The sequence below is a fragment of the Pseudomonas sp. LB1P83 genome (assembly GCF_054897885.1).
The window spans coordinates 2332492-2355266 of sequence record NZ_CM142709.1 but is presented as its reverse complement, the minus strand read 5'-3'; the positions used below and the strand labels follow the sequence as shown (position 1 = coordinate 2355266).

Sequence of the window (22775 nt, the reverse complement as noted above, 5' to 3'; positions counted from 1 at the left end):
TTACTTCGGCGTCTGCTTCACCGCTTCCAGCCAGGCGGGATTCAATTGCGTCTGTTCGGTGTCGAGGCCCAGCGCTTCCATCCGCGCCTTGTGTTGCTCCATTTCGCGACTCAGTTGGCCATGGTCGCTGGAGTTGCCGTCCAGTTCGTGCATCTGGCTCAAGCCCAGCTGGTAGAAACGCAGCAGCTTCATGGCCGTCGGATCACCCACCTCCACCGCCGCCGTCACCTGATGCATCACATTGGTGATGCTCATCAGGCTGCGTTTGAGCTGCCAGCCGTACACCGCCGGCGCCATCCAGGCCTGGGACCAGAACGTGCCGCGCATCAGCGCCGCCATCAGCAGCACCGCGACAAACACGCCGCCGACGTTAAACCGGAGATTGTCGCCCCCAGGCTCACCAAACAACGCCACCGCCACGGTGGACAGCACCATCGCCAGCGCGAGGAATATCAGGGCAATAATCACCGTGCTGCGCCGCGTCTGCTTTCGAAAGAGTTCGGCGTTCATCGGCTGGATTTCGAACATCGTGACGGGGTTCCTTGCATCAATGGTAAAAGGCTCAGTGAGCGAAAAGACTGCGGGGCATTATCGCCCCTGCGCAGGATTTAGCTATGCTGGGCGCCTCTTCATCTTTTCATCGTCAATCGGGGAACATGGCGATACAGCGCAGTTCGTGCCATCTTCTTTCATGGATACACACTATTCGAATGCCATTTGCCTGTATGAATGCCATCGTTTTAAGGATCATTGAATGACCCAACGACAAGTAATCAACGCCTCTGTCAGCCCTAAAGGCAGCCTGGAAACCCTTTCTCAACGTGAAGTACAGCAACTGAGCGAAGCCGGATCCGGCAGCACCTACACCCTGTTCCGCCAGTGCGCCCTGGCCATCCTCAATACCGGCGCCCATGTTGATAACGCCAAGACCATTCTCGAAGCCTACAAGGACTTCGAAATCCGCATTCACCAGCAGGACCGTGGCGTGCGCCTCGAACTGCTGAACGCCCCCGCCGACGCCTTCGTCGACGGCGAAATGATCGCCAGCACCCGGGAAATGCTGTTCAGCGCCCTGCGCGACATCGTCTACACCGAAAACGAACTCGATGCCCAGCGCATCGACCTGAGCACGTCCCAGGGCATCAGCGACTACGTCTTCCACCTGCTGCGCAACGCCCGCACCCTGCGCCCCGGCGTCGAGCCGAAGATCGTGGTGTGCTGGGGCGGCCACTCGATCAATACCGAAGAATACAAATACACCAAGAAAGTCGGTCACGAACTGGGCCTGCGCAGCCTCGACATCTGCACCGGCTGCGGCCCCGGCGTGATGAAAGGCCCGATGAAAGGCGCGACCATCGCCCACGCCAAACAACGCATCCACGGCGGCCGCTACCTCGGCCTGACCGAGCCCGGCATCATCGCCGCCGAAGCGCCGAACCCGATCGTCAACGAACTGGTGATCCTGCCGGACATCGAGAAACGCCTGGAAGCCTTCGTGCGCGTGGGCCACGGCATCATCATTTTCCCGGGCGGCGCCGGCACGGCCGAAGAGTTCCTGTACCTGCTCGGCATCCTGATGCACCCGGACAACGCCGGCGTGCCCTTCCCGGTTGTACTTACCGGGCCGAAACATGCGGCGCCGTATCTGGAGCAACTGGACGCGTTCGTCGGCGCCACGCTGGGTGACGCCGCGAAGCAACACTACGAAATCATCATCGACGACCCGGCGGAAGTCGCTCGCCAGATGACCCAAGGCCTCAAAGCGGTCAAACAATTCCGCCGCGAGCGCAATGACGCGTTCCATTTCAACTGGCTGCTGAAAATCGACGAAGGCTTCCAGCGCCCGTTCGACCCGACCCACGAAAACATGGCCAACCTGAAACTCAGCCGCGACCTGCCCGCCCACGAACTCGCGGCCAACCTGCGCCGTGCGTTCTCCGGCATCGTCGCCGGCAACGTCAAGGACAAAGGCATCCGCCTGATCGAAGAACACGGGCCTTACCAGATCCGTGGCGATGCAGCGGTCATGCATCCGCTGGATCAACTACTCAAGGCCTTTGTCGCACAGCACCGGATGAAACTACCGGGTGGCGCGGCTTATGTGCCGTGTTACCGGGTGGTTGCTTGATAAACGGCGCCTGACAAACACCCAATCCACTGGGGGGGCGAGCCTGCTCGCGTTGGCGGTGAGTCATCCAACATTGATGTTGATTGACAGGCCCTCATCGCGAGCAGGCTCACTCCTACAATGAGTTCGGTGTACACGCTTCGCTCCTCACCACTCATCAGGCCGAGCGTTAGCTCGCCTGCAGCTCTTGATCTTGATCTACTCGCCCCGTCGGGAGGCTGAGTGGAGGCGTTCATCTGGGGGGTAGGCGCGAAGCGCCGTTCGACGAAGTCGAACACATCGAGAGGAGGTTGAAGCGAAGCCAACCGGAGGCGATGCCCCCAGATGAATGCCGGAGCGAGCGTACGCCGAGCCTAAGCGAGGGGCCGGACGTTGGGGCGAAGCGTTTTGGTTCCTTTTGGGCGTTTGCAAAAGGGACTCGCTGTAAGAGCGAAACCATAAGCGGCCGTAACCGCAGGAATGGATATGTACACCTGAAAGAGATTGGTCGGCTGTCAGGCCGCCATCGCGAGCAGGCTCGCTCCTACAGGGGACGGGGTACATCGGGGTGAACCTGGTCGGCCCGAAGGCCGCCAAGGTCAACCGCCCTGATTCCCACACGCCGCAAACTTACTGTAATCCAGCACCTTCTGCGTACCGCTGGAATCCAGATACGTCATCCGCGCATTCACAATCCCGCAATTCCCCCCACCGTCTTCTACAGTAGAAATCACCTTCTTGATATCCAGAGGGGTACTGTGCGCCTGAACATCCGCATGGGCCGAAAACGCCGCAACGTGCAAGACAGCAAAGAAGCCCGCGGCAACCAATTTATTCCAGTTCATGATGATGTCCTCTAAGTCGATGGGCAGTAGAGCGAGGCAAGCCACCTTGTCTCGATGGAACCCATTCAATCGCCCTGAGGTATCTGCCATGTGTCGAAAAACCGGGACTATTAAGGCGTAAGGTGTCACGCAGGGCACCCGATACAGTTCGATACACCCGCCCCAGCAAAAAGCCGTCTTGTATCCCCATGTATCAACGTCACCACCAGATACAGTGAGATACAAAGGCCGGCAGGCAGGCGCGGTGCGGCTCCCTAGAATGCGCGACGAGCGAATAACAAGAGGGTTGAGCAATGGACCATGTGAACCACATTTTGATCGTCGATGACGATCGCGAGATCCGCGAACTGGTCGGTAATTACCTGAAGAAGAACGGCCTGCGCACCACAGTGGTCGCCGATGGCCGGCAGATGCGCAGCTTTCTCGAGGCCAACACCGTGGACCTGATCGTGCTCGACATCATGATGCCCGGTGATGACGGCCTGCTGCTGTGCCGCGAATTGCGCTCGGGCAAACACAAGGCCACGCCGATCCTGATGCTCACCGCCCGCAACGACGAAACCGACCGCATCCTCGGCCTGGAGATGGGCGCCGACGACTACCTGACCAAGCCGTTCGCCGCACGCGAATTGCTGGCGCGGATCAACGCCGTTCTGCGCCGCACCCGGATGCTGCCGCCCAACCTGCTCATCACAGAAAGCGGGCGGTTGCTGGGTTTCGGCCGCTGGCGCCTGGACACCACCGCCCGCCACTTGCTGGACGAAGACGGCACGATGGTTGCACTCAGTGGCGCCGAATACCGCTTGCTCAGGGTTTTCCTCGATCACCCGCAGCGCGTGCTCAGTCGCGACCAGTTGCTCAACCTCACCCAGGGCCGCGACGCCGACCTGTTCGACCGTTCCATCGACTTGCTGGTGAGCCGTCTGCGCCAACGGCTGATGGATGACTCCCGGGAGTCGACCTACATCAAAACCGTGCGCAGCGAAGGCTACGTATTCTCCTACCCTGTGGAAATGCTCGGCGCAGAATCATGAAAGCACCGGCCTGGGCCTTGCCATCGCGCAGCAACTGGCCCTGACCATCGGCGGTTCCCTGACCCTGAGCAACCGCGAAGGCGGCGGTTTGTGCGCTGAACTCACACTTGCCCCTCATAACCACTGATCCCTGTAATTGGATGGACTCGCCCAAGCCGAGGCGTCAATGCGCCACGGTGGCAGTCTAAACAGCCAACGACAGCGAGGGCGAGTCCATGAAAAAGCATACTTCGATTGATCAATCCCTGTCTTCTTCCGATTTGTCGGCCTGCACAACCGTGGCGATCGATCTGGCCAAGCAGGTCTTTCAGGTCGCCGGTGAAGACGTCCTCGGCCAGGTGCACTACGAGCAACGGATCAAGTCGCGCGAGGCGTTTTATGAGTTTCTACGCCAGTTGCCGCCTCATGTCGTGGTTCTGATGGAGACCGGTCCGGGTGCTCAAGCCTGGGCCCGGCAGCTGCAAGACCAAGGCAATCTGGCGCGGATTCTTCCAGCCCGTTTGGTGGCCACACATCGTAGCGGGCCTAAAAATGATCGCAACGATGCGCTGGCGATTCTGCGGGCTGGTCGCGATGAAAAGATCTACGCAGTGCCGGTCAAAAGCGTTGCGGCGCTGGCAATGCAGGCGTTGCATCGGGCCCGCCAAGGCTATGTGCGTCGACGCACGGCGGTGAGCAATCAGATGCGCGGCCTGCTGCTCGAGCATGGCGTGGCCTTGGCGCAGGGCGATGTTGCGATCAGCCAGAAAATTCCGCGGGTCCTGGAAGATGCCACCCAGCCGGTGCCGGGCCTGCTGCGTGAACTGATCGACGAACTGTTGGCCGAGTGGCGCCATTTGGGCGAACGCATCAGCGTGCTGACGGGGCGCCTGGAAGTGGCTGCCAACGCCGACATGACGGCGAAGCGACTGATGACTGTGCGCGGCATCGGCCCAGTCACTGCCACGGCACTGGTGGCCAAGGAAACCAAGCCTGAGCGATTTCCCAATGCCCGCAAGTTTGCCGCGTACTTTGGCATGGTGCCTGACCAGCACAGCAGCGGGCAGACGGTCCGGCTGGGGGGCATGACCAAGCGAGGCGATGTTTATTTACGCAGCCTGATGATCCAGGGAGCCCATGCGGTACTGCAGCAACTACGACCTGATTCCCAGCAACCCGATGACCGCCGCTTGTTGCGCTGGATGAGCCGGCTGGGTCGTAAGGAGGCTGCGATCAGGCTAGCCAACCGCAACCTGCGAATCGTCTGGGTGCTTCTACAGAATGACCAGACTTATCGTCGCCAGGCTGGTGATGGCCAGCAAGCGACGATGAGCCACTGAGCGACAGAGTTCTGCCACCGAGGTACTAACTGTCCGGCCCTTTGCTGAAAAAAAATTGACCCCAGGTAAGACCGGCGTGGATTGATGCCTTAGCTGCTACTGGCCTTCGAGGCCTGACTGTAATCGGCATACCACGAGCTCTTCCAATTTTGGCCAGAAGCCGAAGACGGCTTCCTCGAATAGGCCTAATACATAGATGCAACGGGGCGGCGGTTTTTCAAAAGCGAGTAGACAGTGGGGGCGAGTCCATACATAGCAGCTGCCCTGTGGCGAGGGGATTTATCCCCGTTCGGCTGCGCAGCAGTCGTGAAATCAGACAACGCGGTGCATCAGATAGACCGTGCGTTCAGGTTTTACGACTGCTACGCAGCCGAACGGGGATAAATCCCCTCACCACAATGCAGCTGCTACAGAACGTAGAAAGTCGCGGGGTTTTGTATCCGTCTGTATATGAACCCCGAGCTGATACGTAGAAGCCGATTTCAGCGCGTTCAAGCACACATCACCGATACACCCGGGCGTTTAACTGTGTTCACCGGATAGCAGCAGCTACCGACCCACACACACTTAAGCGCACGGAGAATCAACCATGTTCAACTTCTCGAAAGTCTCGTCCCTGGTACTCGGTCTGGCACTGGTTGGCGGTCTCGGCCTGTCGAACCTGGCATCGGCCAGCACCTCCAGCACTGTGTCCCACAGCCAGATCCAGCAACTGCTGGTGGAAGGTGGTTCGGACCGGCTGCAGCAGAATCGCGTCGCTGAATATGGCTCTGAAAACCTGCAAAAGAATCGCGTGACTGAAGGTGGCTCCGATCGACTGATCGAGAACCGCGTTGCCGAGGGCGGTGCCGATCGCCTGCAGGAACTGCGTGAACGTGTCGCGCTGATCAGCCCGAAGAATGCCGTGCAAGGGGGTGTGGTTGTCGCGGAAAACCGCCCTGAGTTCGGTTCGAAATATCAGCGCTACTGAGCAAAATCTACAAACCGACAGAGATCAACTGTGGGAGTGAGCCTGCTCGCGATGGCGGTGTGTCATTCAACAATGATGTTGACTGACAGGGCCTCATCGCGAGCAGGCTCACTCCTACAGTTGTTTAGTGTTATGCCTATCCCCCTGCAGCACACCGATAAATCCTGAAATCTGACGCAATAGTCCGACAATTTCTCGGGACAGTTGAACAACCGCGTACTAAGATTTGCACCTCATTCAATCAAGGACGATTCATGAAGCGCATTGCCGGTTGCCTGCTGTCTTTCCTGACATTCACTGCGGTGGCAGCCGACCTGAACCTGCTCACCGACAACCATCCGCCCCTGCATTTTCAGCAAGGCAACGAACTGGTGGGATTTGGTGTGGATGTGGTCCAGGCGCTGGCCGAAAGCGCCGGCGATCAGGTGCATTTCCAACAAGTCCCTTTGCTGCGCGCCTTGCGTGTCGCCAGCACCGAGCCTGCCACCGGGGTGTTTACCGTGTTGCGCACCGCCGAGCGCGATGGCCAGTACCAGTGGGTCGGTCCGTTGATGGAAGTGGAAACGGCACTCTACTCCGCCAATGGCACCCAGCAACCGGTGCACAGTTTGCAGGAAGCCGGCAGCCTGGGCCGCATCGTTGTCCCGCGAAAATGGCTGGTCTACAGCTACTTGCAGAAGCAGGGTTTGAACAATCTATACGGCGTGGAAACGCCCGAACAAATGATGCGTCTGGCGCGCCTGGGCCGCACCGAATTCGTGGTAGCGGACACCCTCTCCGTCAATACCCTGGCCAGGGAAGAAGGCGTGGCGCCCAGTCAATTGCATTACCAAATGCCGCTGATGAAGCAAGGCACCTACATCGCGTTTTCTCCGCTCACCGATGCTCGTCAGGTGGAGCGCTGGCAGCAGGCGCTGGAGGAGATGAGCCGCGACGGACGCCTCGAACAACTCAAACAGCGTTGGCTCAGCGACAACCCACCCCGCTGATGGTGGATCAACGCGCTCGATAACAACTATGCGCAAGGGTGTTTTCTCATCGCGGCGCTCCAGCACTACAGTGGCCACATCTTCTCCCCACACTACTGGAGCAACATCATGAAAAGCATCATCGGTCTTGGTTTCGCCCTGTCGGTTCTTGGCGCTACATCCGCCATCGCCGCCCCACACGCCACCTCGCAAGTTGTTGCCGCAGCTAAAGTCAGCCAACCGGCAACGTTGAACGTGGACACTGTCGGCGTTGATCACAAAGACAGCCAGGCGAGCAAACTTTACGTCGCTGAAAACCGCCCTGAGTTTGGTTCGAAGTATCAGCGTTATTGATCAACGGCTTTGCGCTGCTTGAAACAAGAAACCCCGGGTAGATCCGATCTACCCGGGGTTTCTTCATTTACGCGACCACTGTTGTCCGTAGCAGCTGTCGTTGTGGCGAGGGGATTTATCGAAACGTCGCACCGCCCCGTTCGGCTGCGAAGCAGTCGTAAACCCTGCCAACGCGGTTCCACTGATGCACCGCGCTGTCTGAATTCACGACTGCTTCGCAGCCGAACGGGGATAAATCCCCTCGCCACAAGGTATCTACAACGACCGGGTGAGACGTTCGGCCAGGGCTTTGGCCTGGCTGGCGACATCGGTGACGGCCGTGCTTTCCCACCACATCCCCCGCAACGGCGGGCCCATGGCGAACAGGCGTTGAGCGACCTGTCCGTCGGCATCCAGCACTGCGCCATCAACCGCCGCCGCGATCCCCAACGCCAACGGCCCCGGACGAATCAGCCCGCGGGCCAGCAGTTGTTGTGGCAGCGGTCGGGCCACTCGGCGCCAGTCGTATTCGATACCACTGGAATTGATCAACGCCGCGCCGTTGACGACCGTGGTTTCATCCTCACCACGACGGCGGATGCGGATGCTCACCTGCCCCTCAGTCGTCGATTCCAGCCCTTTGAACGACGCTGCCTGAATCCGCAACCGCCCTTCCTTGTGCAACCGTGCCACCAGCTCGGCACTCAACGGTGGCGAGCGGTGGTGATGACTCTCCCACCAGGGCCGCACATGCCGCACGAACTGCCGCCGCTGTACGTCGGTCGCCTGATTCCACAATCGGCCAATATGCGCCCGCACGGTGTCGAGCGGCGACTGCCAGTCGATGCCTTGAGCGATGGCGTCCCGGCAATGCCGGCGCAGTTCGCGTACCAATTGTCGAGGCGTGCGAATGCTCGGGTCCTCGGCGAGAAAATCCACCCAGGTTGGAGGTTGCCGGCGCACGTGCGGCAGCAAGCCATGACGGGAAAACACTTCGATCGGCCCGCGATGCCCGGCTTGCTCCAGCGATACCACGGCATCGACCATCGTCAGGCCCGAACCGATGATTAGCACCGTCGATTGCGGGTCCAACCGGCGCATGGCCGCGACATCCCACGGATCGAGCGCTGCGGCGTTCAAGCCGCTGGACTCGGTCTGCGGCGTGCGCGCGGCGGGAAACATCCCCGTGGCCAGCACCGCATAAGCGCCTTGCAAGCGTTGCCCATCACTCAGGGTCAGCAGCACCGAATCGTCTCGGGTTTGCAGATCAACCACTTCGGCCCGCACATGCTCGACCGTTGAACCGTTCACCGCCCCGATCGCTTGCGCCTCCGCCAGCCGTTGCTGTACGTACACACCGAAAAGCCCCCGGGGCGGGAACAATTCGCTGACCGGCACATGCTGCTCATCCGACTCCGGCCAGCCACCCGCCGCGATGTGCTCGGTCAGCCATTGGGTCAGGTCATCGATGTTGTCCGGGTCGACGCTCATGCGTGCGGCATTGCCGTTGAGCGTATGGCCCAGTTCGACCGCGCTGTACGCCTCGCCCCGGCCGAGTTCGGCGCGCGGTTCGATCACCCGCAATGAACGCTTGCCAGGCAATCGCAACAACTGCGCCGCCAGCATCGCGCCGCTGAGGCCGCCGCCGACGATCAGGATGTCCGCGTGGCGGATGGCGTCGGTCGCCTGTCCGCGTTGGGTTTGAGTCATGGCGTTCTCACTGGTCAATGGCTCATCTCGAAAATCTCCTGGACGATAATAGGCGCCAAACCCATGGAGCGGTCATCAAGCGGTACCAAAGTCGAACACGTCACCGTCAGCACGCCGTATCACTGGCTTGCAGGATGGAATCGGTCGAGTTCATGCTATGTCCCGTTTGAATTCGTTGAGCCAGTTCGGCGCCGGTCGAGCCTCCGGGTTACGCGTGGCTTGCCAGATGAAATGCAGGTTGTGGAACCCCAGCAGGCGACGAACGCGGTTTTTGATCAGGCGTTGCAGCGGTTTTTGCGGGTGGGCGATGGCCCAGTCACAGAGACGTCGACGCCAGGTGCCTTGGGGGGCCAGGCGACTGTCGATTTCAGTGGCCAGCCGTTGCAGGCCTTCGGCAGACAGCAACAGCCCCGACGGCGCCACTTCACGGCGATCGCGGCTGGCACTGCCGGGGCTTTCCGGGAAGGCCAGGGATTGTCCGCTGGTGAGCCATTGGTCGAGTACGACAGTCAGGCCGTCCTGCCATTGCGTGCCCTCTTCGCTCCACAGTTGGGCGCCTTGTGCCCAGCGATGCCAGCGTTGCGGGGGTTCTGTCGGGCCGAGCAGTGCGGCGAACTCCAGCAGCGTCTGGCCGTGGTCGAGCCAGAGTTGCTGCGTCTGCCGGCCCTGGACGAAGGCATGGGTCGGGCGGCTGCGCCACAGGGCTTTGTGCAGTGATTCGGCGTCGAGGTTGTCCGGCAATGTTAGCCGTTCACCGCCGATGTGTTGAGCGGCGAGTGCCAGCAGCAACAGATTCGGTTCGAAGGCACCGCTGAGCGCCAGCCGCGAGTCTTCATTGAAACCTTGTTGACGCAAGCCATCGGCCAGCCGTTCGACATCGCGCAAGGCGTCGATCCAGCGCCAGACAACCCACTGACCGTGGCGCTTGTGCCGCAACGCTGGCTGCAACGGGCTGACCTGCGCCCAGTGGCGCATCTGATCCAAAGCCTGGGGCAGATCAACCCGCCACGGGGCCGAGTCCGCGATTGGCGGACGCTTGAGTTCATGCACGCTCATGGGTTTGACCTCCTGTTCATGGGCAAAAGCGTGCGGTGGTCCGCCGGGCTGAAAAACTAACGCAATCTCTAAAACACCACCGCCCCCCTGTGGGAGTGAGCCTGCTCGCGATTGCGGTGGATCAGGCAATATCGATTTTGAATGTGCCGGCCTCTTCGCGGGCAAGCCACGCTCCCACAGGGGTTTGTGTCGTCCACACATATCGCCGGCGAAACGAAACCTGTGGGAGCGTGGCTTGCCCGCGAAGGGGCCTACGCCGACACCACTTTCCTCTCCTGCTGCCGCAACCCCGCCAGATCCCGATACCCCGCACCCGGATGAATGTCGGGCAATCGCGGCCCCTCCCCGAACAACTTCTCGCGCAGGGTCCCGGGCGCGTATTCGGTCTTGTACACCCCGCGTTTCTGCAACTCCGGCACCAGCAACTCCACGGCGTCGATGAACGTTTCATGGGTCAATGCATAGGCCAGGTTGAACCCGTCCACATCGGTCTCCTCGGCCCACTCCTGCAGCAGATCAGCGACGGTTTCCGGGCTGCCTACAAACAACGGACCAAACCCGCCGATACCGACCCAATCGGCCAATTCGTTAGGCGTCCAGACCTTGTTCGGATCAGCCGTCGAGAACGCTTCTACCGCCGATTGAATGGCGTTGGTGTGTACATGCTTGAGCGGCTCGTCCGGTTTGAATTGGCTGAAATCGATCCCGGTCCAGCCGGAAATCAGCGCCATCGCCCCTTCGTAACTGACCCAGGTTTTGTATTCCTCGAACTTGGCTTTGGCCTTGGCGTCGGTCTCGCCGAGGATCACGGTTTGCAGGTTGAAGATCAGGATCTTCGACGGATCGCGCCCGGCCTCGGCGGCGCGACGACGAATGTCGGCCACAGTTTTCTTCAGCAGCACTCTCGACGGCGCCGCGACAAACACGCACTCTGCATGCTCTGCAGCAAACTGCTTGCCGCGACTCGATGCGCCCGCCTGATAGAGCACCGGGGTGCGTTGCGGCGAGGGTTCGCAGAGATGAATCCCTGGCACCTGGAAGTGTTTACCCACGTGCTGGATCTCGTGGATCTTGCTCGGATCGCTGAACATCCGTCGCTCGCGGTCGCGCAGGATCGCGCCCTCTTCCCAACTGCCCTCCCAGAGCTTGTAGCAAACCTCCAGGTATTCCTCGGCGAAGTCATAACGCGCATCGTGTTCGGTCTGGGCTTTCTGGCCGAGGTTCTTCGCACCGCTTTCCAGATAAGACGTGACGATGTTCCAGCCTGCGCGGCCCTTGGTCAGATGGTCGAGCGTCGACAAACGTCGCGCGAACGGATACGGATGCTCGAAGGACAACGACGCAGTCAGGCCAAAACCCAGATGCTCGGTGACCAGCGCCATCGGCGGAATCAGTTGCAACGGATCGTTGACCGGCACCTGCGCCGCCTGACGGATCGCCGCATCGCCGTTGCCGTTGTAGACGTCGTAGATGCCCAGCACATCGGCGATGAACAAACCGTCGAACTTGCCGCGCTCAAGGATTTTCGCCAGATCGGTCCAGTATTCCAGGTCCTTGTACTGCCACGAGCGATCCCGCGGATGCGCCCACAAACCCGGCGATTGGTGACCGACGCAGTTCATGTCAAAGGCGTTGAGACGGATTTCACGGGCCATCAAACGGCACTCCGAAAGCGTGGGGGATGGATACCGTTGAGGCGAAAATTGCCAATGATGTGAAGTTTCCAGCGCAGCGGATCATGCAGTGATCCGTGCAACACGGTGCGTTGGCCGGTGAGTTCAAATTCAGCATTGCTGACGGCGTTAAGTGCGTCGGCGCTGGCCAGGCGCGACTCGGCGATGGCAACGCTGATTTCCGTATCGTCTTCGTGGCTGTTCAGAAACTCTTCAGCGCGTTCGAGCAGCGCAGCGGCAACTTCGATGCGGATGTGCAAATCACCGACACGGCTGATGACGTAAGGGTCATCCGTGGTTTGGGTTTGCTGACGGACAAAACGCAGGGTCGCATCGAGCAGGCTGCGGGCGTTGTGCACGTCGTGCTGACTCTTGGCCAGAGGCTGGTCGGCAACAATCGGTTGGGTCAAAGCGTTCATGGTGGACTCCTCAGTTCCAGGCGTGGCGCGCGGGCTTCACGCCGTTGAGCAGGTAGTTGCCGATCAGGTGGAATTTCCAGCGCGCCGGGTCGTGCAGCGTGTGGGTCCGGGCATTGCGCCAATGGCGGTCGAGGTTGTATTTGCCCAGCACCGAGCGGGTGCCGGCCAGTTCGAAGAGTTTGCTGCTGGCGAGCAGCGCGATTTCGGCGGAGAGGACTTTGGCCTGGGCGACCACCACTGAGGCGTGGGCAACCGTGTCTTCGTTGGGGTTGAGCAAGGCTTGATCGATGGCCAGTCCAGCCTTCTTGAGGATCGCTTCAGTGCCATGGACCCGCCATTCGAGATCGCCAATCGCGGCGATGCTGAACGGGTCTTGCCAGCCGTGATCCTGCCCGCTGTCGATCCATGGCCGGGCTTCACGGGCGTAGCGTTTGGTTTCTTCCAGGGCGCCGACGGCGATGCCGGTGTCCACGGCAGCCTGAATGATTTGCGAGATCGGGCCGTCGGCGGTGGGTTCGTCGAACGCCTTGTGGGCCGGGATTACCGCACTGAGCGGGACCTTCACTGCGTTAAGCGTAACGCTGCCACTGGCCGTGGTGCGCTGGCCGAATCCGTCCCAGCTGTCGATCACCGTCAGGCCGGGGTTGTCGCGCTCGATAAACGCGATGAAGGCCTTGTTCTCTTCATCTACCGCCACGGCCGGCACGATGTGCGCGAACAACGCGCCGGTGCAGTAGAACTTCTCGCCGTCGATTTGCGCGGTGTCTTGATGGACGCGGATACGGGTTTCAAAGGCCCCGGCGTTTTTACTTTTGGATTCGGAGAAGGCATTGCCGAAACGGTAGCCCTGCAGGACTTTGTTGAAGTAATAGCGCTTCTGCTGTTCGGTGGCGGTTTGCAACAGGATGTCGAGGACGCCGAGGTGGTTTTGCGGGATCTGGCCGAGGGATGAATCGGCGGCGGAAATGATCTTGATCACTTCGGCGACCGTCACATAGGAAACACCGGCGCCGCCGTACGCCTTGGGAACCGTGATGCCCCAGAGGCCGCTGGCGGAGAACTCGTCCAGTTCATCAATCGGCAGACGTCGGTCACGGTCGCGGACGCTGGCCTCGATGGCGAAGCGTGCGGCGAGCTTGTGAGCGACGGCGATGGCTTCGGCGTCAGAGTGGATGACGTGGGCGGTGCGAGGGGGTTGGGCAGAGGCTGTCATGGGCCGACTCCGGGATTCTGGTGAATACGCCGGAAGCTTCTGCAGGAGTCGTGCCTGAATACAATTTCGTTTTATTTCAATAGGTTGAGGGTTTTTCCGAGAAAGACTTGCAGCTTTAAAACAGCAAAGTGTCCGTCCAGTGTTGATCGGCGAACAGTTAGATCACTACGTTTCGCACAAACCGCGCGGCCACCGGACCATCGTTGCGATAAGCATGGGGCTGGTCGCTGGCGAACATGTAGAACTCTCCAGCAGCAATGTGCTGCGGCGTGTCGCCCAGCATCAACGTCAAGTAGCCTGCAAACACATAGATCTGCTCACTCCAACCCTCAGCATCCGGCTGCGACGGGTAAACCTCCCCCGGTTGCAGGCACCACTCCCACTGTTCCACCTCACAGGTGGCGGTGGCTTTGGACAGTAGAACGGCTTTGCTCCCGGGAATCGTTCCGGCCCAGGCGATTTCATTGATGCGGCTCGGGTCGCGGGCGTCCGGGGCCTGGATCAAATCGCTGAACGCCACGTCCAGCGCTTCGGCCACGCGGTCGAGGGTGGTGAGGCTGACGTTTTTCTCGCCGGCCTCGATGGCCACCAGCATGCGGCGGCTGACCCCGGACTTTTCGGCCAGCGCGGTCTGGCTCATGTCGGCGGCATGGGGAAGTTTAGATTAATCTCTAAGCCAAGTGAATTTCATAGGAAGCCAGTTTTGATTCAAATCCATTACCACCGCCACCCGGGTAGACCGTATACATAAATGGAACCTTTCCCTGGCCTGAGTAGTTCAGAAAGGATTCTTTTGGCACAATCACGACTATCTTCTTAACTTCCTCCCCCGTAAGTTTATAGGTACAGACAACTTCTTTTTTAATGTGAATATCAACTTCATCACCAGGAGAGGCATCAGGCCAACAAGAAATAATAGCCGTCCCGCCCTTTTCGACCGATGCCATCTTGATCACACCATCGATAGCTTCTTCAATTTTAAGTGGTTCAAAATCCATTTCCTGATTCCTTCTAGTAGACGGTCTTTAGTTGCACTAGCCAGGCCAAATTCGCATATCTAATGCTCTGAGGCGTGCTGACCAATATTGAGAGCCAAATGACGCTTAACGTCTACTGTCAGAACTAACAGGTAGCTCATCATTCCCGATGAGCGGTAGTCCGCGATCAAATCACCACATTACGCACAAACTGCGCTGCAACCGCCCCATCATTGCGATAGGAATGCGGCTGGTCACTGGCGAACATGAAGAACTCACCCGCGCCAATCTCATGCGGCGTATCGCCCAGCATCAAGGTCAGGCAGCCTGCAAAAACGTAGATCTGCTCACTCCACCCCTCCGCATCCGGTTGCGACGGATAAATCTCCCCCGGTTGCAGGCACCATTCCCACTGCTCCACTTCACGGGTGGCGGTGGCTTTGGACAGTAAAACGGCTTTACTGCCGGGAATCGTTCCAGCCCAGGCGACTTCGTTGATGCGGCTCGGGTCGCGGGCGTCCGGGGCCTGGATCAAATCGCTGAACGCCACGTCCAGCGCTTCGGCCACGCGGTCGAGGGTGGTCAGGCTGACGTTTTTTTCGCCGGCCTCGATGGCCACCAGCATGCGGCGGCTGACCCCGGACTTTTCGGCCAGCGCGGTCTGGCTCATGTCGGCGGCATGGCGCAGGCGTCGAACGTTCTGGCTGACGTGCTGGAGGACCGAAGCCCGCTGGGTAGAATCTTTGTGCACTATATTGCTCACTTGGTGGGGTTGGGCAGTATACTGCGCAACATTCGGCGCATTGTGCGTCCCCCTCAGGTAGCGCGCAAGGTCATGACGTCTGTGAACGCCTCTCACACTTCTTCCCGTTTCTCGCGGTTCAGCAAGGCCGAGTGCGTGCTGGTGCTGATCACCATGGTCTGGGGTGGAACCTTCTTGCTGGTGCAGCACGCAATGACCGTCAGCGGGCCGATGTTTTTTGTCGGCCTGCGCTTTGCTGCGGCGGCGATCATTGTGGCGCTGTTCTCCTGGCGTCACCTGCGGGAACTGACCCTGTTCGAACTGAAGGCGGGGGCGTTTATCGGCGTGGCGATCATGCTGGGTTACGGCTTGCAGACTGTCGGCTTGCAAAGCATTCCCAGCAGTCAGTCGGCGTTTATTACTGCGCTGTACGTGCCCTTCGTACCGTTGCTGCAATGGCTGGTGCTGGGACGGCGTCCGGGGCTGATGCCGAGCATCGGGATCATGCTGGCGTTTACCGGGTTGATGCTGCTGTCCGGGCCGGCGGGCGCTTCCTTTAATTTCAGTCCGGGTGAAATCGCCACGTTGATCAGTGCTGTCGCGATTGCGGCAGAGATCATTCTGATCAGCACGTATGCCGGGCAAGTCGATGTGCGCCGGGTGACGGTGGTGCAACTGGCGACCACGTCGGTGCTGTCGTTCCTGATGGTGGTGCCGACTCAGGAAGTGATTCCGGGTTTCTCATGGCTGTTGCTGTGCAGCGCGTTGGGCTTGGGCGCTGCGAGCGCGGCGATTCAGGTGGCGATGAACTGGGCGCAGCAGAGTGTCTCGCCGACCCGGGCGACGTTGATTTATGCGGGCGAGCCGGTATGGGCCGGGATTGTCGGAAGAATTGCCGGGGAGCGGTTGCCGGCGATTGCGTTGGTGGGTGCTGGGTTGATTGTGGCGGCGGTGATTGTGAGTGAATTGAAAACCAAGGGTAAGGTTGCTGCGGCGGAAGAAGAGTTGGAACAGGAAACCCAGATTTAAGCTTCAAGATTTGCAGCGCCTGCCAGATCGTCTTCGCGGGCAAGCCTCGCTCCTACAGGTTTTTTGTCGAGACTAATATTTGCGAACAATACAAAACCTGTAGGAGCGAGGCTTGCCCGCGAAGGGGCCAGACCTGCTGAAAACGCACCTTTGAAACAATGTGAATCAGGCTTTTCCCATCTACCTTGTAGGATTCTGCGACAGCTTGGCGTTTGGTGATCCGGGAGCTGGCACGTATGATGCTTCACAAACTTCCGCAGATTAGAAGCCTATGTCCCTGATAGTTCTACTGCTTCTGCCTTTTATCGGCAGCTGTCTGGCGGCTTTGCTGCCTCACAACGCGCGTAATACCGAATCTTTGCTGGCTGGTCTGGTTGCCTTGATTGGCACCGTTCAGGTCGCCCTCTTATACCCGCAAATCGCCCATGGCGGCGTCATTCGTGAAGAGTTTTTCTGGCTGCCCAGCCTGGGCCTGAACTTCGTCCTGCGCATGGACGGCTTCGCCTGGCTGTTCTCGATGCTGGTGCTGGGCATCGGCACGCTGGTTTCTTTATACGCCCGCTATTACATGTCACCGGACGATCCGGTGCCGCGCTTCTTTGCGTTTTTCCTGGCGTTCATGGGCGCGATGCTCGGGTTGGTGATCTCCGGCAACCTGATCCAGATCGTGTTTTTCTGGGAACTGACCAGCCTCTTTTCATTCCTGTTGATCGGCTACTGGCACCACCGCGCCGATGCGCGGCGCGGCGCCTATATGGCGCTGATGGTCACCGGCGCAGGCGGATTGTGCCTGCTGGCGGGGGTCATGCTGCTCGGCCATGTGGTCGGCAGCTATGACCTGGACAAGGTCCTGGCCGCCGGCGATCTGATTCGCGCGCACTACCTCTACCCTATCCTGCTGCCCCTGATCCTGATCGGCGCCTTGAGCAAAAGTGCGCAATTCCCTTTTCACTTCTGGCTGCCCCACGCGATGGCGGCGCCGACACCGGTTTCGGCCTATCTGCACTCGGCGACCATGGTCAAGGCCGGGGTATTTCTGCTCGCAAGACTGTGGCCGTCGCTGTCCGGCAGTGAAGAATGGTTCTACATCGTCAGCGGTGCCGGTGCTTGCACCCTGCTGCTCGGCGCGTACTGCGCGATGTTCCAGAATGACCTCAAGGGCTTGCTGGCCTACTCGACCATCAGCCACCTCGGCCTGATCACTCTGCTATTGGGCCTGAACAGTCCGCTGGCCGCCGTGGCCGCGGTGTTTCACATCCTCAACCACGCCACGTTTAAGGCCTCGCTGTTCATGGCCGCCGGGATCATCGACCACGAAAGCGGCACCCGTGACATTCGCAAGCTCAGCGGCCTGATCAAGCTGATCCCGTTCACCGCCACCCTGGCCATGGTCGCCAGCGCCTCGATGGCCGGCGTGCCGCTGCTCAACGGCTTCCTGTCGAAAGAGATGTTCTTCGCCGAAACCGTGTTCATCAACGCCACGGCCTGGATCGAGATGACCTTGCCGATTGTCGCGACCATCGCCGGCACCTTCAGCGTCGCCTACTCGCTGCGCTTCACCGTTGACGTGTTCTTCGGCCCGACCGCCACCGACCTGCCCCACACCCCGCACGAACCGCCACGCTGGATGCGCGCGCCGGTTGAATTGCTGGTGTTCGCCTGTCTGATCGTGGGGATTTTCCCGGCGCAAGTGGTCGGCCCGTTGCTGGCCGCCGCTGCGTTGCCGGTCGTAGGTGGGACATTACCTGAATACAGCCTGGCGATCTGGCACGGCTGGAACGCGCCGATGATCATGAGCCTGATCGCCATGTCCTGCGGCATCGTGCTCTATTTGCTGTTGCGCAAGCAGCTCAAACTCGGGCGTTTCAAATACCCGCCGATCATTGGCCGGTTCAACGGCAAGCGCCAGTTCGAGCGCAGCCTGGTGATCATGATGCGTCTGGCCCGGCGGCTGGAGCGGCGGATCAGCACCAAACGCCTGCAAACCCAATTGTTCCTCGTGGTGCTCGCGGCGGTGTTCGCCGGGCTGATCCCGATGCTGCACAGCAGTCTGAGTTGGGGCGACCGGCCGAAGATTCCGGGGTCGATCGTGTTCGTGACCCTTTGGCTGCTGGCGATTGCCTGTGCCCTCGGCGCGGCGTGGCAGGCCAAGTATCACCGGCTCGCGGCCCTGACCATGGTCAGCGTCTGCGGCCTGATGACCTGCGTGACCTTTGTGTGGTTCTCGGCGCCGGACCTGGCGCTGACGCAATTGGTGGTCGAGGTGGTGACCACGGTGCTGATCCTCCTCGGTCTGCGCTGGCTGCCGCGCCGGATCGAAGAGGTGTCGCCGCTGCCGAGCACCCTGCGCAAGGCACGTATCCGGCGTCTGCGCGACTTGCTGCTGTCCATCGCCGTCGGCGGCGGCATGGCGGTGTTGTCGTACGCGATGCTGACGCGCCAGACGCCGAACGCCATTTCCTCGTTCTACCTCAGCCGTGCCCTGCCTGAAGGCGGCGGCAGTAACGTGGTCAACGTGATGCTGGTGGATTTCCGTGGCTTCGATACCCTCGGCGAAATCACCGTGCTGGCGGCCGTGGCGCTCACCGTGTTCGCCCTGTTGCGTCGCTTCCGACCGCCGAAAGAAAGCCTGCAGTTACCCGCCCAACAGCGCTTGCTCGCGCCGGACGTGGTCACCGATCTGGTCAACCCGCGTCACGCCAGCGACACCGCGCTCGGCTTCATGATGGTGCCGGCGGTGCTCGTGCGCCTGCTGCTGCCGATTGCGTTCGTAGTCTCGATCTACCTGTTCATGCGTGGCCACAACCAGCCGGGCGGCGGGTTTGTCGCGGGGCTGGTGATGTCGGTGGCGTTCATCCTGCAATACATGGTCGCCGGCACGCAGTGGGTCGAGGCGCAAATGAGCCTTCGACCGCTGCGCTGGATGGGCACCGGCTTGCTGTTCGCCACCGTTACCGGGCTCGGGGCGATGGCGGTCGGTTATCCGTTCCTGACCACCCACACCTGGCATTTCGCACTACCGCTGCTCGGCGACATTCATATCGCCAGCGCGCTGTTCTTCGACATTGGTGTGTACGCGGTGGTGGTCGGTTCGACGCTGCTGATCCTCACCGCCCTCGCCCACCAATCGGTCCGGGGTCACAAGACCGCTGCCCAGACCAAACCCGTCGCCATGAAGGAGGCCGTCTGATGGAAGAAGTCATCGCAATCGCCATCGGCGCGCTGGCCGCGTCCGGTGTCTGGCTTGTGCTGCGGCCACGGACGTTCCAGGTGGTCATGGGCCTGTGCCTGTTGTCGTACGGCGTCAATCTGTTCATCTTCAGCATGGGCAGTCTGTTCATCGGCAAGGAGCCGAACATCAAGGACAGCGTGCCGCAGGACTTGCTGCATTACACCGATCCCTTGCCACAAGCGCTGGTGCTGACCGCCATCGTGATCAGCTTCGCCATGACCGCGCTGTTTCTGGTGGTGCTGCTGGCCTCCCGCGGCTTGACCGGGACCGACCATGTGGATGGCCGGGAGCCTAAAGAATGAATGCGATGACGCACCTGATCGCCGCACCGATTCTGCTGCCGCTGCTGACCGCCGCCCTCATGCTGATGCTGGGCGAGAAACATCGCCCGTTGAAGGCCAGGATCAACCTGTTCTCCAGCCTGCTGGGCCTGGGGATCTCCGTGATGTTGCTGCAATGGACGCAGACCACCGGCGTGCCCGGCTCGATCGGCGTCTACCTGCCGGGCAACTGGCAGGTGCCGTTCGGTATTGTGCTGGTGGTCGATCGCCTGTCGGCGTTGATGCTGGTGCTGACCGGGATCATCGGCATCAGCGCCTTGCTGTTCGCCATGGCCCGTTGGGACGGCGCCGGTTCGAGTTTCCACGCGCTGTTCCAGATTCAGATGATGGGCCTTTACGGCGCGTTCCTGACGGCGGACCTGTTCAACCTGTTCGTGTTTTTCGAAGTGCTGCTGGCGGCCTCCTACGGCCTGATGCTCCACGGTTCGGGTCGGGCGCGAGTGTCGTCAGGCTTGCATTACATCTCGATCAACCTGCTGGCGTCGTCGCTGTTTCTGATCGGCGCGGCACTGATCTATGGCGTCACCGGCACGCTGAACATGGCTGATCTGGCGTTGAAAATCCCGCTGGTCCCGGAAGCTGATCGCGGCCTGCTGCATGCCGGTGCGGGGATTCTGGCGGTAGCGTTCCTGGCCAAGGCCGGGATGTGGCCGCTGAACTTCTGGCTGGTGCCGGCCTACTCGGCGGCCAGCGCGCCGGTGGCGGCAATGTTCGCGATCATGACCAAGGTCGGCGTGTACACCTTGCTGCGCCTGTGGACCCTGCTGTTCTCCGGTCAGGCCGGGGCGTCGGCGTACTTTGGCGGCGACTGGCTGATCTACGGCGGCATGGCGACCATCGTCTGCGCCGGCGTGGCGATCCTTGCCGCACAAAGGCTGGAACGCCTGGCCAGCCTGAGCATTCTGGTGTCGGCGGGGATCCTGCTGTCGGCCATCGGTTTTGCCCAGCCCAACCTGATCGGCGCGGCGCTGTTCTATCTGGTCAGCTCGACCCTGGCGTTAAGCGCGCTGTTCCTGCTGGCCGAACTGATCGAGCGCTCCCGCTCGGCCAATGAAATGCCATTGTTCGATGACGGCGACCTACTGCCACGCCCGATGGAATCCCTGCAACCGCCCAAAGGCATCAACCTCGATGACGAACAGAAAGCCGTGGTCGGCCAGGTGATTCCCTGGACCATGGCGTTCCTCGGTTTGAGCTTCATTGCCTGCTCGCTGCTGATTATCGGCATGCCGCCACTGTCCGGGTTTATCGGCAAACTCAGCCTGCTCAGCGCCCTGCTCAACCCGTTGGGGCTGGGCAATAGCACCGATGAGCCGGTGTCGAACGCGGCGTGGGGTTTGCTGGCGTTGCTGATCCTGTCCGGGCTGGCGTCGTTGATCGCCTTCTCGCGCTTGGGCATCCAGCGTTTCTGGACACCCGAAGAGCGGCCATCGCCGTTGTTGCGTCGCTTCGAGTGCGTGCCGATCATCGTCCTGCTGGGGCTGAGCGTTGCGCTGACCTTCAAGGCTGAGCCGCTGATGCGTTATACCCAGGCCGCCGCCGATGCCTTGAACAACCCGCAGCAATACGTCATGGCGGTGCTGGGCACGCGTGTGGTTCCGAGCCCGGAAGCCAGGGCGGCGATGCTGGAGGTGCAGCCATGAAGCGTCTGTTTCCGGCACCGTGGTTGTCGCTGGCCTTGTGGCTTTTGTGGCTGGTGCTGAACCTGTCGATGAGCCCAGGCAATCTATTGCTCGGCGCGGTGCTGGGGTTCTGCGCGCCGCTGATGATGCGCAAGCTGCGGCCGCTGCCGATCCGTATTCGTCGACCCGGGGTGATCCTGCGCTTGTTCTTGCTGGTCGGACGCGACGTGCTGGTGTCCAACCTGGCAGTGGCCTGGGGCGTGCTCAACGCCGGTCGCCGTCCACCGCGCTCGCGCTTCATCAAAGTGCCGCTGGACTTGCGCGACGCCAATGGCCTCGCCGCGCTGTCGATGATCTGCACGGTGGTCCCCGGGACGGTCTGGTCGGAACTGGCGCTGGACCGCAGCATCCTGTTGCTGCACGTGTTCGACCTGGATGATGAAGTGCTGTTTATCGAGCACTTCAAGGCGACCTACGAGCGCCCCTTGATGGAGATCTTCGAATGAGCGAATTGCTGTCGAACGCGATCCTGCTGAGCCTGTTCCTGTTTTCCCTGGCGATGATCCTGACCCTGATTCGCCTGTTCAAAGGCCCGTCGGCCCAGGACCGGGTTCTGGCGCTGGACTACCTCTACATCATTGCGATGCTGATGATGTTGGCGCTGGGTATTCGTTATGCCAGTGACACTTACTTCGAGGCGGCGCTGCTGATCGCCCTGTTCGGTTTCGTCGGCTCGTTTGCCCTGGCCAAATTCCTGCTGCGTGGCGAGGTGATCGAATGAACGCGGAACTGTCTCTGTGGGTTGAAATTCCGGTGGCGATCCTGCTGGTGCTCGGCAGCGTTTTTGCGTTGATCGGCGCCATTGGCCTGGTGCGGATGAAGGATTACTTTCAGCGCATGCACCCCCCGGCGCTGGCCTCGACACTCGGCGCGTGGTGCGTGGCGCTGGCCTCGATCATTTACTTTTCAGCGCTCAAGTCCGGGCCGGTGCTGCATGCCTGGCTGATTCCGATTCTGTTGTCGATCACGGTGCCGGTGACCACGTTGCTGCTGGCGCGGGCGGCGCTGTTTCGCAAGCGCATGGCGGGGGATGATGTGCCGGCTGAGGTGAGTAGTCGGCGCACTGAGAATCAGGGACAGGTTTAGAGCTTTGTGGTGAATGACACGGCCTCTTCGCGGGCAAGC

Annotated in this window: 22 protein-coding genes and 2 pseudogenes; 14 read left to right on the top strand and 10 right to left on the bottom strand. The window is 60.6% G+C overall.

The genetic code is table 11. From position 1 onward, the window contains the following. A complete protein-coding gene (locus tag ACYZTY_RS11030; RefSeq protein ID WP_461958497.1) occupies positions 1 to 528 on the bottom strand; it encodes a DUF3087 family protein in 528 nt (175 codons plus the stop codon). A gap of 226 nt (positions 529 to 754) precedes the next feature. Between ACYZTY_RS11030 and ppnN the strand changes: the two genes are divergently transcribed. Continuing rightward, positions 755 to 2128 carry a nucleotide 5'-monophosphate nucleosidase PpnN gene (gene ppnN / locus ACYZTY_RS11025; RefSeq protein WP_461958496.1) on the top strand — a complete coding sequence of 458 codons (1374 nt, stop codon included), beginning with the start codon at positions 755 to 757 and terminating at the stop codon, positions 2126 to 2128. Positions 2129 to 2706: 578 nt separating this feature from the next. Here the strand turns inward: ppnN and ACYZTY_RS11020 are convergent. Beyond that, positions 2707 to 2952, bottom strand: coding sequence for a DUF2790 domain-containing protein (locus tag ACYZTY_RS11020; RefSeq protein WP_461958495.1), 246 nt, complete (start codon positions 2950 to 2952; stop codon positions 2707 to 2709). 293 nt (positions 2953 to 3245) lie between these two features. On the opposite strand from ACYZTY_RS11020, the gene ACYZTY_RS11015 reads away from it, so the two are divergent. The 6 genes and pseudogenes from ACYZTY_RS11015 (at position 3246) to ACYZTY_RS10990 (ending at position 7597) form a co-directional block, all read left to right on the top strand. Continuing rightward, entirely contained in the window at positions 3246 to 3986 is a 741-nt protein-coding gene (locus ACYZTY_RS11015) for a response regulator (protein WP_461958494.1), read from the top strand. Positions 3987 to 3990: 4 nt separating this feature from the next. Further along, a pseudogene (locus ACYZTY_RS11010) lies at positions 3991 to 4113 on the top strand (hypothetical protein); the annotation flags it as partial. 133 nt (positions 4114 to 4246) lie between these two features. After that, entirely contained in the window at positions 4247 to 5305 is a 1059-nt protein-coding gene (locus ACYZTY_RS11005) for an IS110 family RNA-guided transposase (protein ID WP_461959254.1), read from the top strand. Between the two features lie 589 nt (positions 5306 to 5894). Further along, positions 5895 to 6275 carry a hypothetical protein gene (locus tag ACYZTY_RS11000; RefSeq protein ID WP_461958493.1) on the top strand — a complete coding sequence of 127 codons (381 nt, stop codon included), beginning with the start codon at positions 5895 to 5897 and terminating at the stop codon, positions 6273 to 6275. 254 nt (positions 6276 to 6529) lie between these two features. Further along, positions 6530 to 7264 (top strand): substrate-binding periplasmic protein, encoded by a 735-nt coding sequence (locus tag ACYZTY_RS10995; protein ID WP_461958492.1) that lies wholly within the window; start codon positions 6530 to 6532, stop codon positions 7262 to 7264. 108 nt (positions 7265 to 7372) lie between these two features. Next, positions 7373 to 7597 carry a hypothetical protein gene (locus ACYZTY_RS10990; protein WP_461958491.1) on the top strand — a complete coding sequence of 75 codons (225 nt, stop codon included), beginning with the start codon at positions 7373 to 7375 and terminating at the stop codon, positions 7595 to 7597. 255 nt (positions 7598 to 7852) lie between these two features. On the opposite strand, the gene ACYZTY_RS10985 is transcribed toward ACYZTY_RS10990, so the two are convergent. The 8 genes and pseudogenes from ACYZTY_RS10985 to ACYZTY_RS10950 form a co-directional block, all read right to left on the bottom strand. Continuing rightward, on the bottom strand, positions 7853 to 9286 hold the full coding sequence (locus ACYZTY_RS10985; RefSeq protein WP_461958490.1) for an FAD/NAD(P)-binding protein: 1434 nt from the start codon (positions 9284 to 9286) through the stop codon (positions 7853 to 7855). A 150-nt stretch (positions 9287 to 9436) separates the two neighbouring features. Then, the gene (locus ACYZTY_RS10980) at positions 9437 to 10342 is read right to left on the bottom strand and encodes an AMP-binding protein (protein ID WP_461958489.1); all 906 of its coding nucleotides are present in this window, start codon (positions 10340 to 10342) and stop codon (positions 9437 to 9439) included. Between the two features lie 251 nt (positions 10343 to 10593). Further along, positions 10594 to 11997 carry an LLM class flavin-dependent oxidoreductase gene (locus ACYZTY_RS10975; RefSeq protein ID WP_461958488.1) on the bottom strand — a complete coding sequence of 468 codons (1404 nt, stop codon included), beginning with the start codon at positions 11995 to 11997 and terminating at the stop codon, positions 10594 to 10596. After that, complete coding sequence (locus tag ACYZTY_RS10970) at positions 11997 to 12434, bottom strand: acyl-CoA dehydrogenase (RefSeq protein WP_461958487.1); 438 nt, start codon at positions 12432 to 12434, stop codon at positions 11997 to 11999. The genes ACYZTY_RS10975 and ACYZTY_RS10970 overlap by 1 nt, the downstream gene beginning before the upstream one ends. 10 nt (positions 12435 to 12444) lie before the next feature. Beyond that, positions 12445 to 13647 carry an SfnB family sulfur acquisition oxidoreductase gene (locus ACYZTY_RS10965; protein WP_461958486.1) on the bottom strand — a complete coding sequence of 401 codons (1203 nt, stop codon included), beginning with the start codon at positions 13645 to 13647 and terminating at the stop codon, positions 12445 to 12447. A gap of 157 nt (positions 13648 to 13804) precedes the next feature. After that, positions 13805 to 14308 (bottom strand): annotated as a pseudogene (locus tag ACYZTY_RS10960) (helix-turn-helix domain-containing protein); the annotation flags it as partial. A 10-nt stretch (positions 14309 to 14318) separates the two neighbouring features. After that, positions 14319 to 14645 carry a hypothetical protein gene (locus tag ACYZTY_RS10955; protein WP_461958485.1) on the bottom strand — a complete coding sequence of 109 codons (327 nt, stop codon included), beginning with the start codon at positions 14643 to 14645 and terminating at the stop codon, positions 14319 to 14321. A gap of 166 nt (positions 14646 to 14811) precedes the next feature. After that, positions 14812 to 15375, bottom strand: a complete 564-nt coding sequence (locus tag ACYZTY_RS10950; RefSeq protein WP_461958484.1) for a helix-turn-helix domain-containing protein — start codon at positions 15373 to 15375, stop codon at positions 14812 to 14814. Here ACYZTY_RS10950 and ACYZTY_RS10945 point away from each other — a divergent pair. The 7 genes from ACYZTY_RS10945 (at position 15370) to ACYZTY_RS10915 (ending at position 22736) form a co-directional block, all read left to right on the top strand. Continuing rightward, positions 15370 to 16395: a DMT family transporter gene (locus ACYZTY_RS10945; protein ID WP_461958483.1), complete on the top strand. Its 1026-nt coding sequence runs from the start codon at positions 15370 to 15372 to the stop codon at positions 16393 to 16395. The genes ACYZTY_RS10950 and ACYZTY_RS10945 overlap by 6 nt on opposite strands. Before the next feature lie 271 nt (positions 16396 to 16666). Continuing rightward, positions 16667 to 19585 carry a monovalent cation/H+ antiporter subunit A gene (locus tag ACYZTY_RS10940; RefSeq protein WP_461958482.1) on the top strand — a complete coding sequence of 973 codons (2919 nt, stop codon included), beginning with the start codon at positions 16667 to 16669 and terminating at the stop codon, positions 19583 to 19585. Beyond that, the gene (locus ACYZTY_RS10935; RefSeq protein ID WP_461958481.1) at positions 19585 to 19929 is read left to right on the top strand and encodes a Na+/H+ antiporter subunit C; all 345 of its coding nucleotides are present in this window, start codon (positions 19585 to 19587) and stop codon (positions 19927 to 19929) included. Before ACYZTY_RS10940 ends, ACYZTY_RS10935 begins: the two co-directional genes overlap by 1 nt. After that, positions 19926 to 21611, top strand: a complete 1686-nt coding sequence (locus ACYZTY_RS10930) for a monovalent cation/H+ antiporter subunit D (RefSeq protein WP_461958480.1) — start codon at positions 19926 to 19928, stop codon at positions 21609 to 21611. The genes ACYZTY_RS10935 and ACYZTY_RS10930 overlap by 4 nt, the downstream gene beginning before the upstream one ends. Further along, a complete protein-coding gene (locus ACYZTY_RS10925; RefSeq protein WP_461958479.1) occupies positions 21608 to 22096 on the top strand; it encodes a Na+/H+ antiporter subunit E in 489 nt (162 codons plus the stop codon). Before ACYZTY_RS10930 ends, ACYZTY_RS10925 begins: the two co-directional genes overlap by 4 nt. Next, positions 22093 to 22371, top strand: coding sequence for a K+/H+ antiporter subunit F (locus ACYZTY_RS10920; protein WP_131060204.1), 279 nt, complete (start codon positions 22093 to 22095; stop codon positions 22369 to 22371). Before ACYZTY_RS10925 ends, ACYZTY_RS10920 begins: the two co-directional genes overlap by 4 nt. Further along, positions 22368 to 22736 (top strand): Na+/H+ antiporter subunit G, encoded by a 369-nt coding sequence (locus tag ACYZTY_RS10915; protein WP_461958478.1) that lies wholly within the window; start codon positions 22368 to 22370, stop codon positions 22734 to 22736. Before ACYZTY_RS10920 ends, ACYZTY_RS10915 begins: the two co-directional genes overlap by 4 nt. The last annotated feature ends 39 nt before the right edge of the window (positions 22737 to 22775 follow it).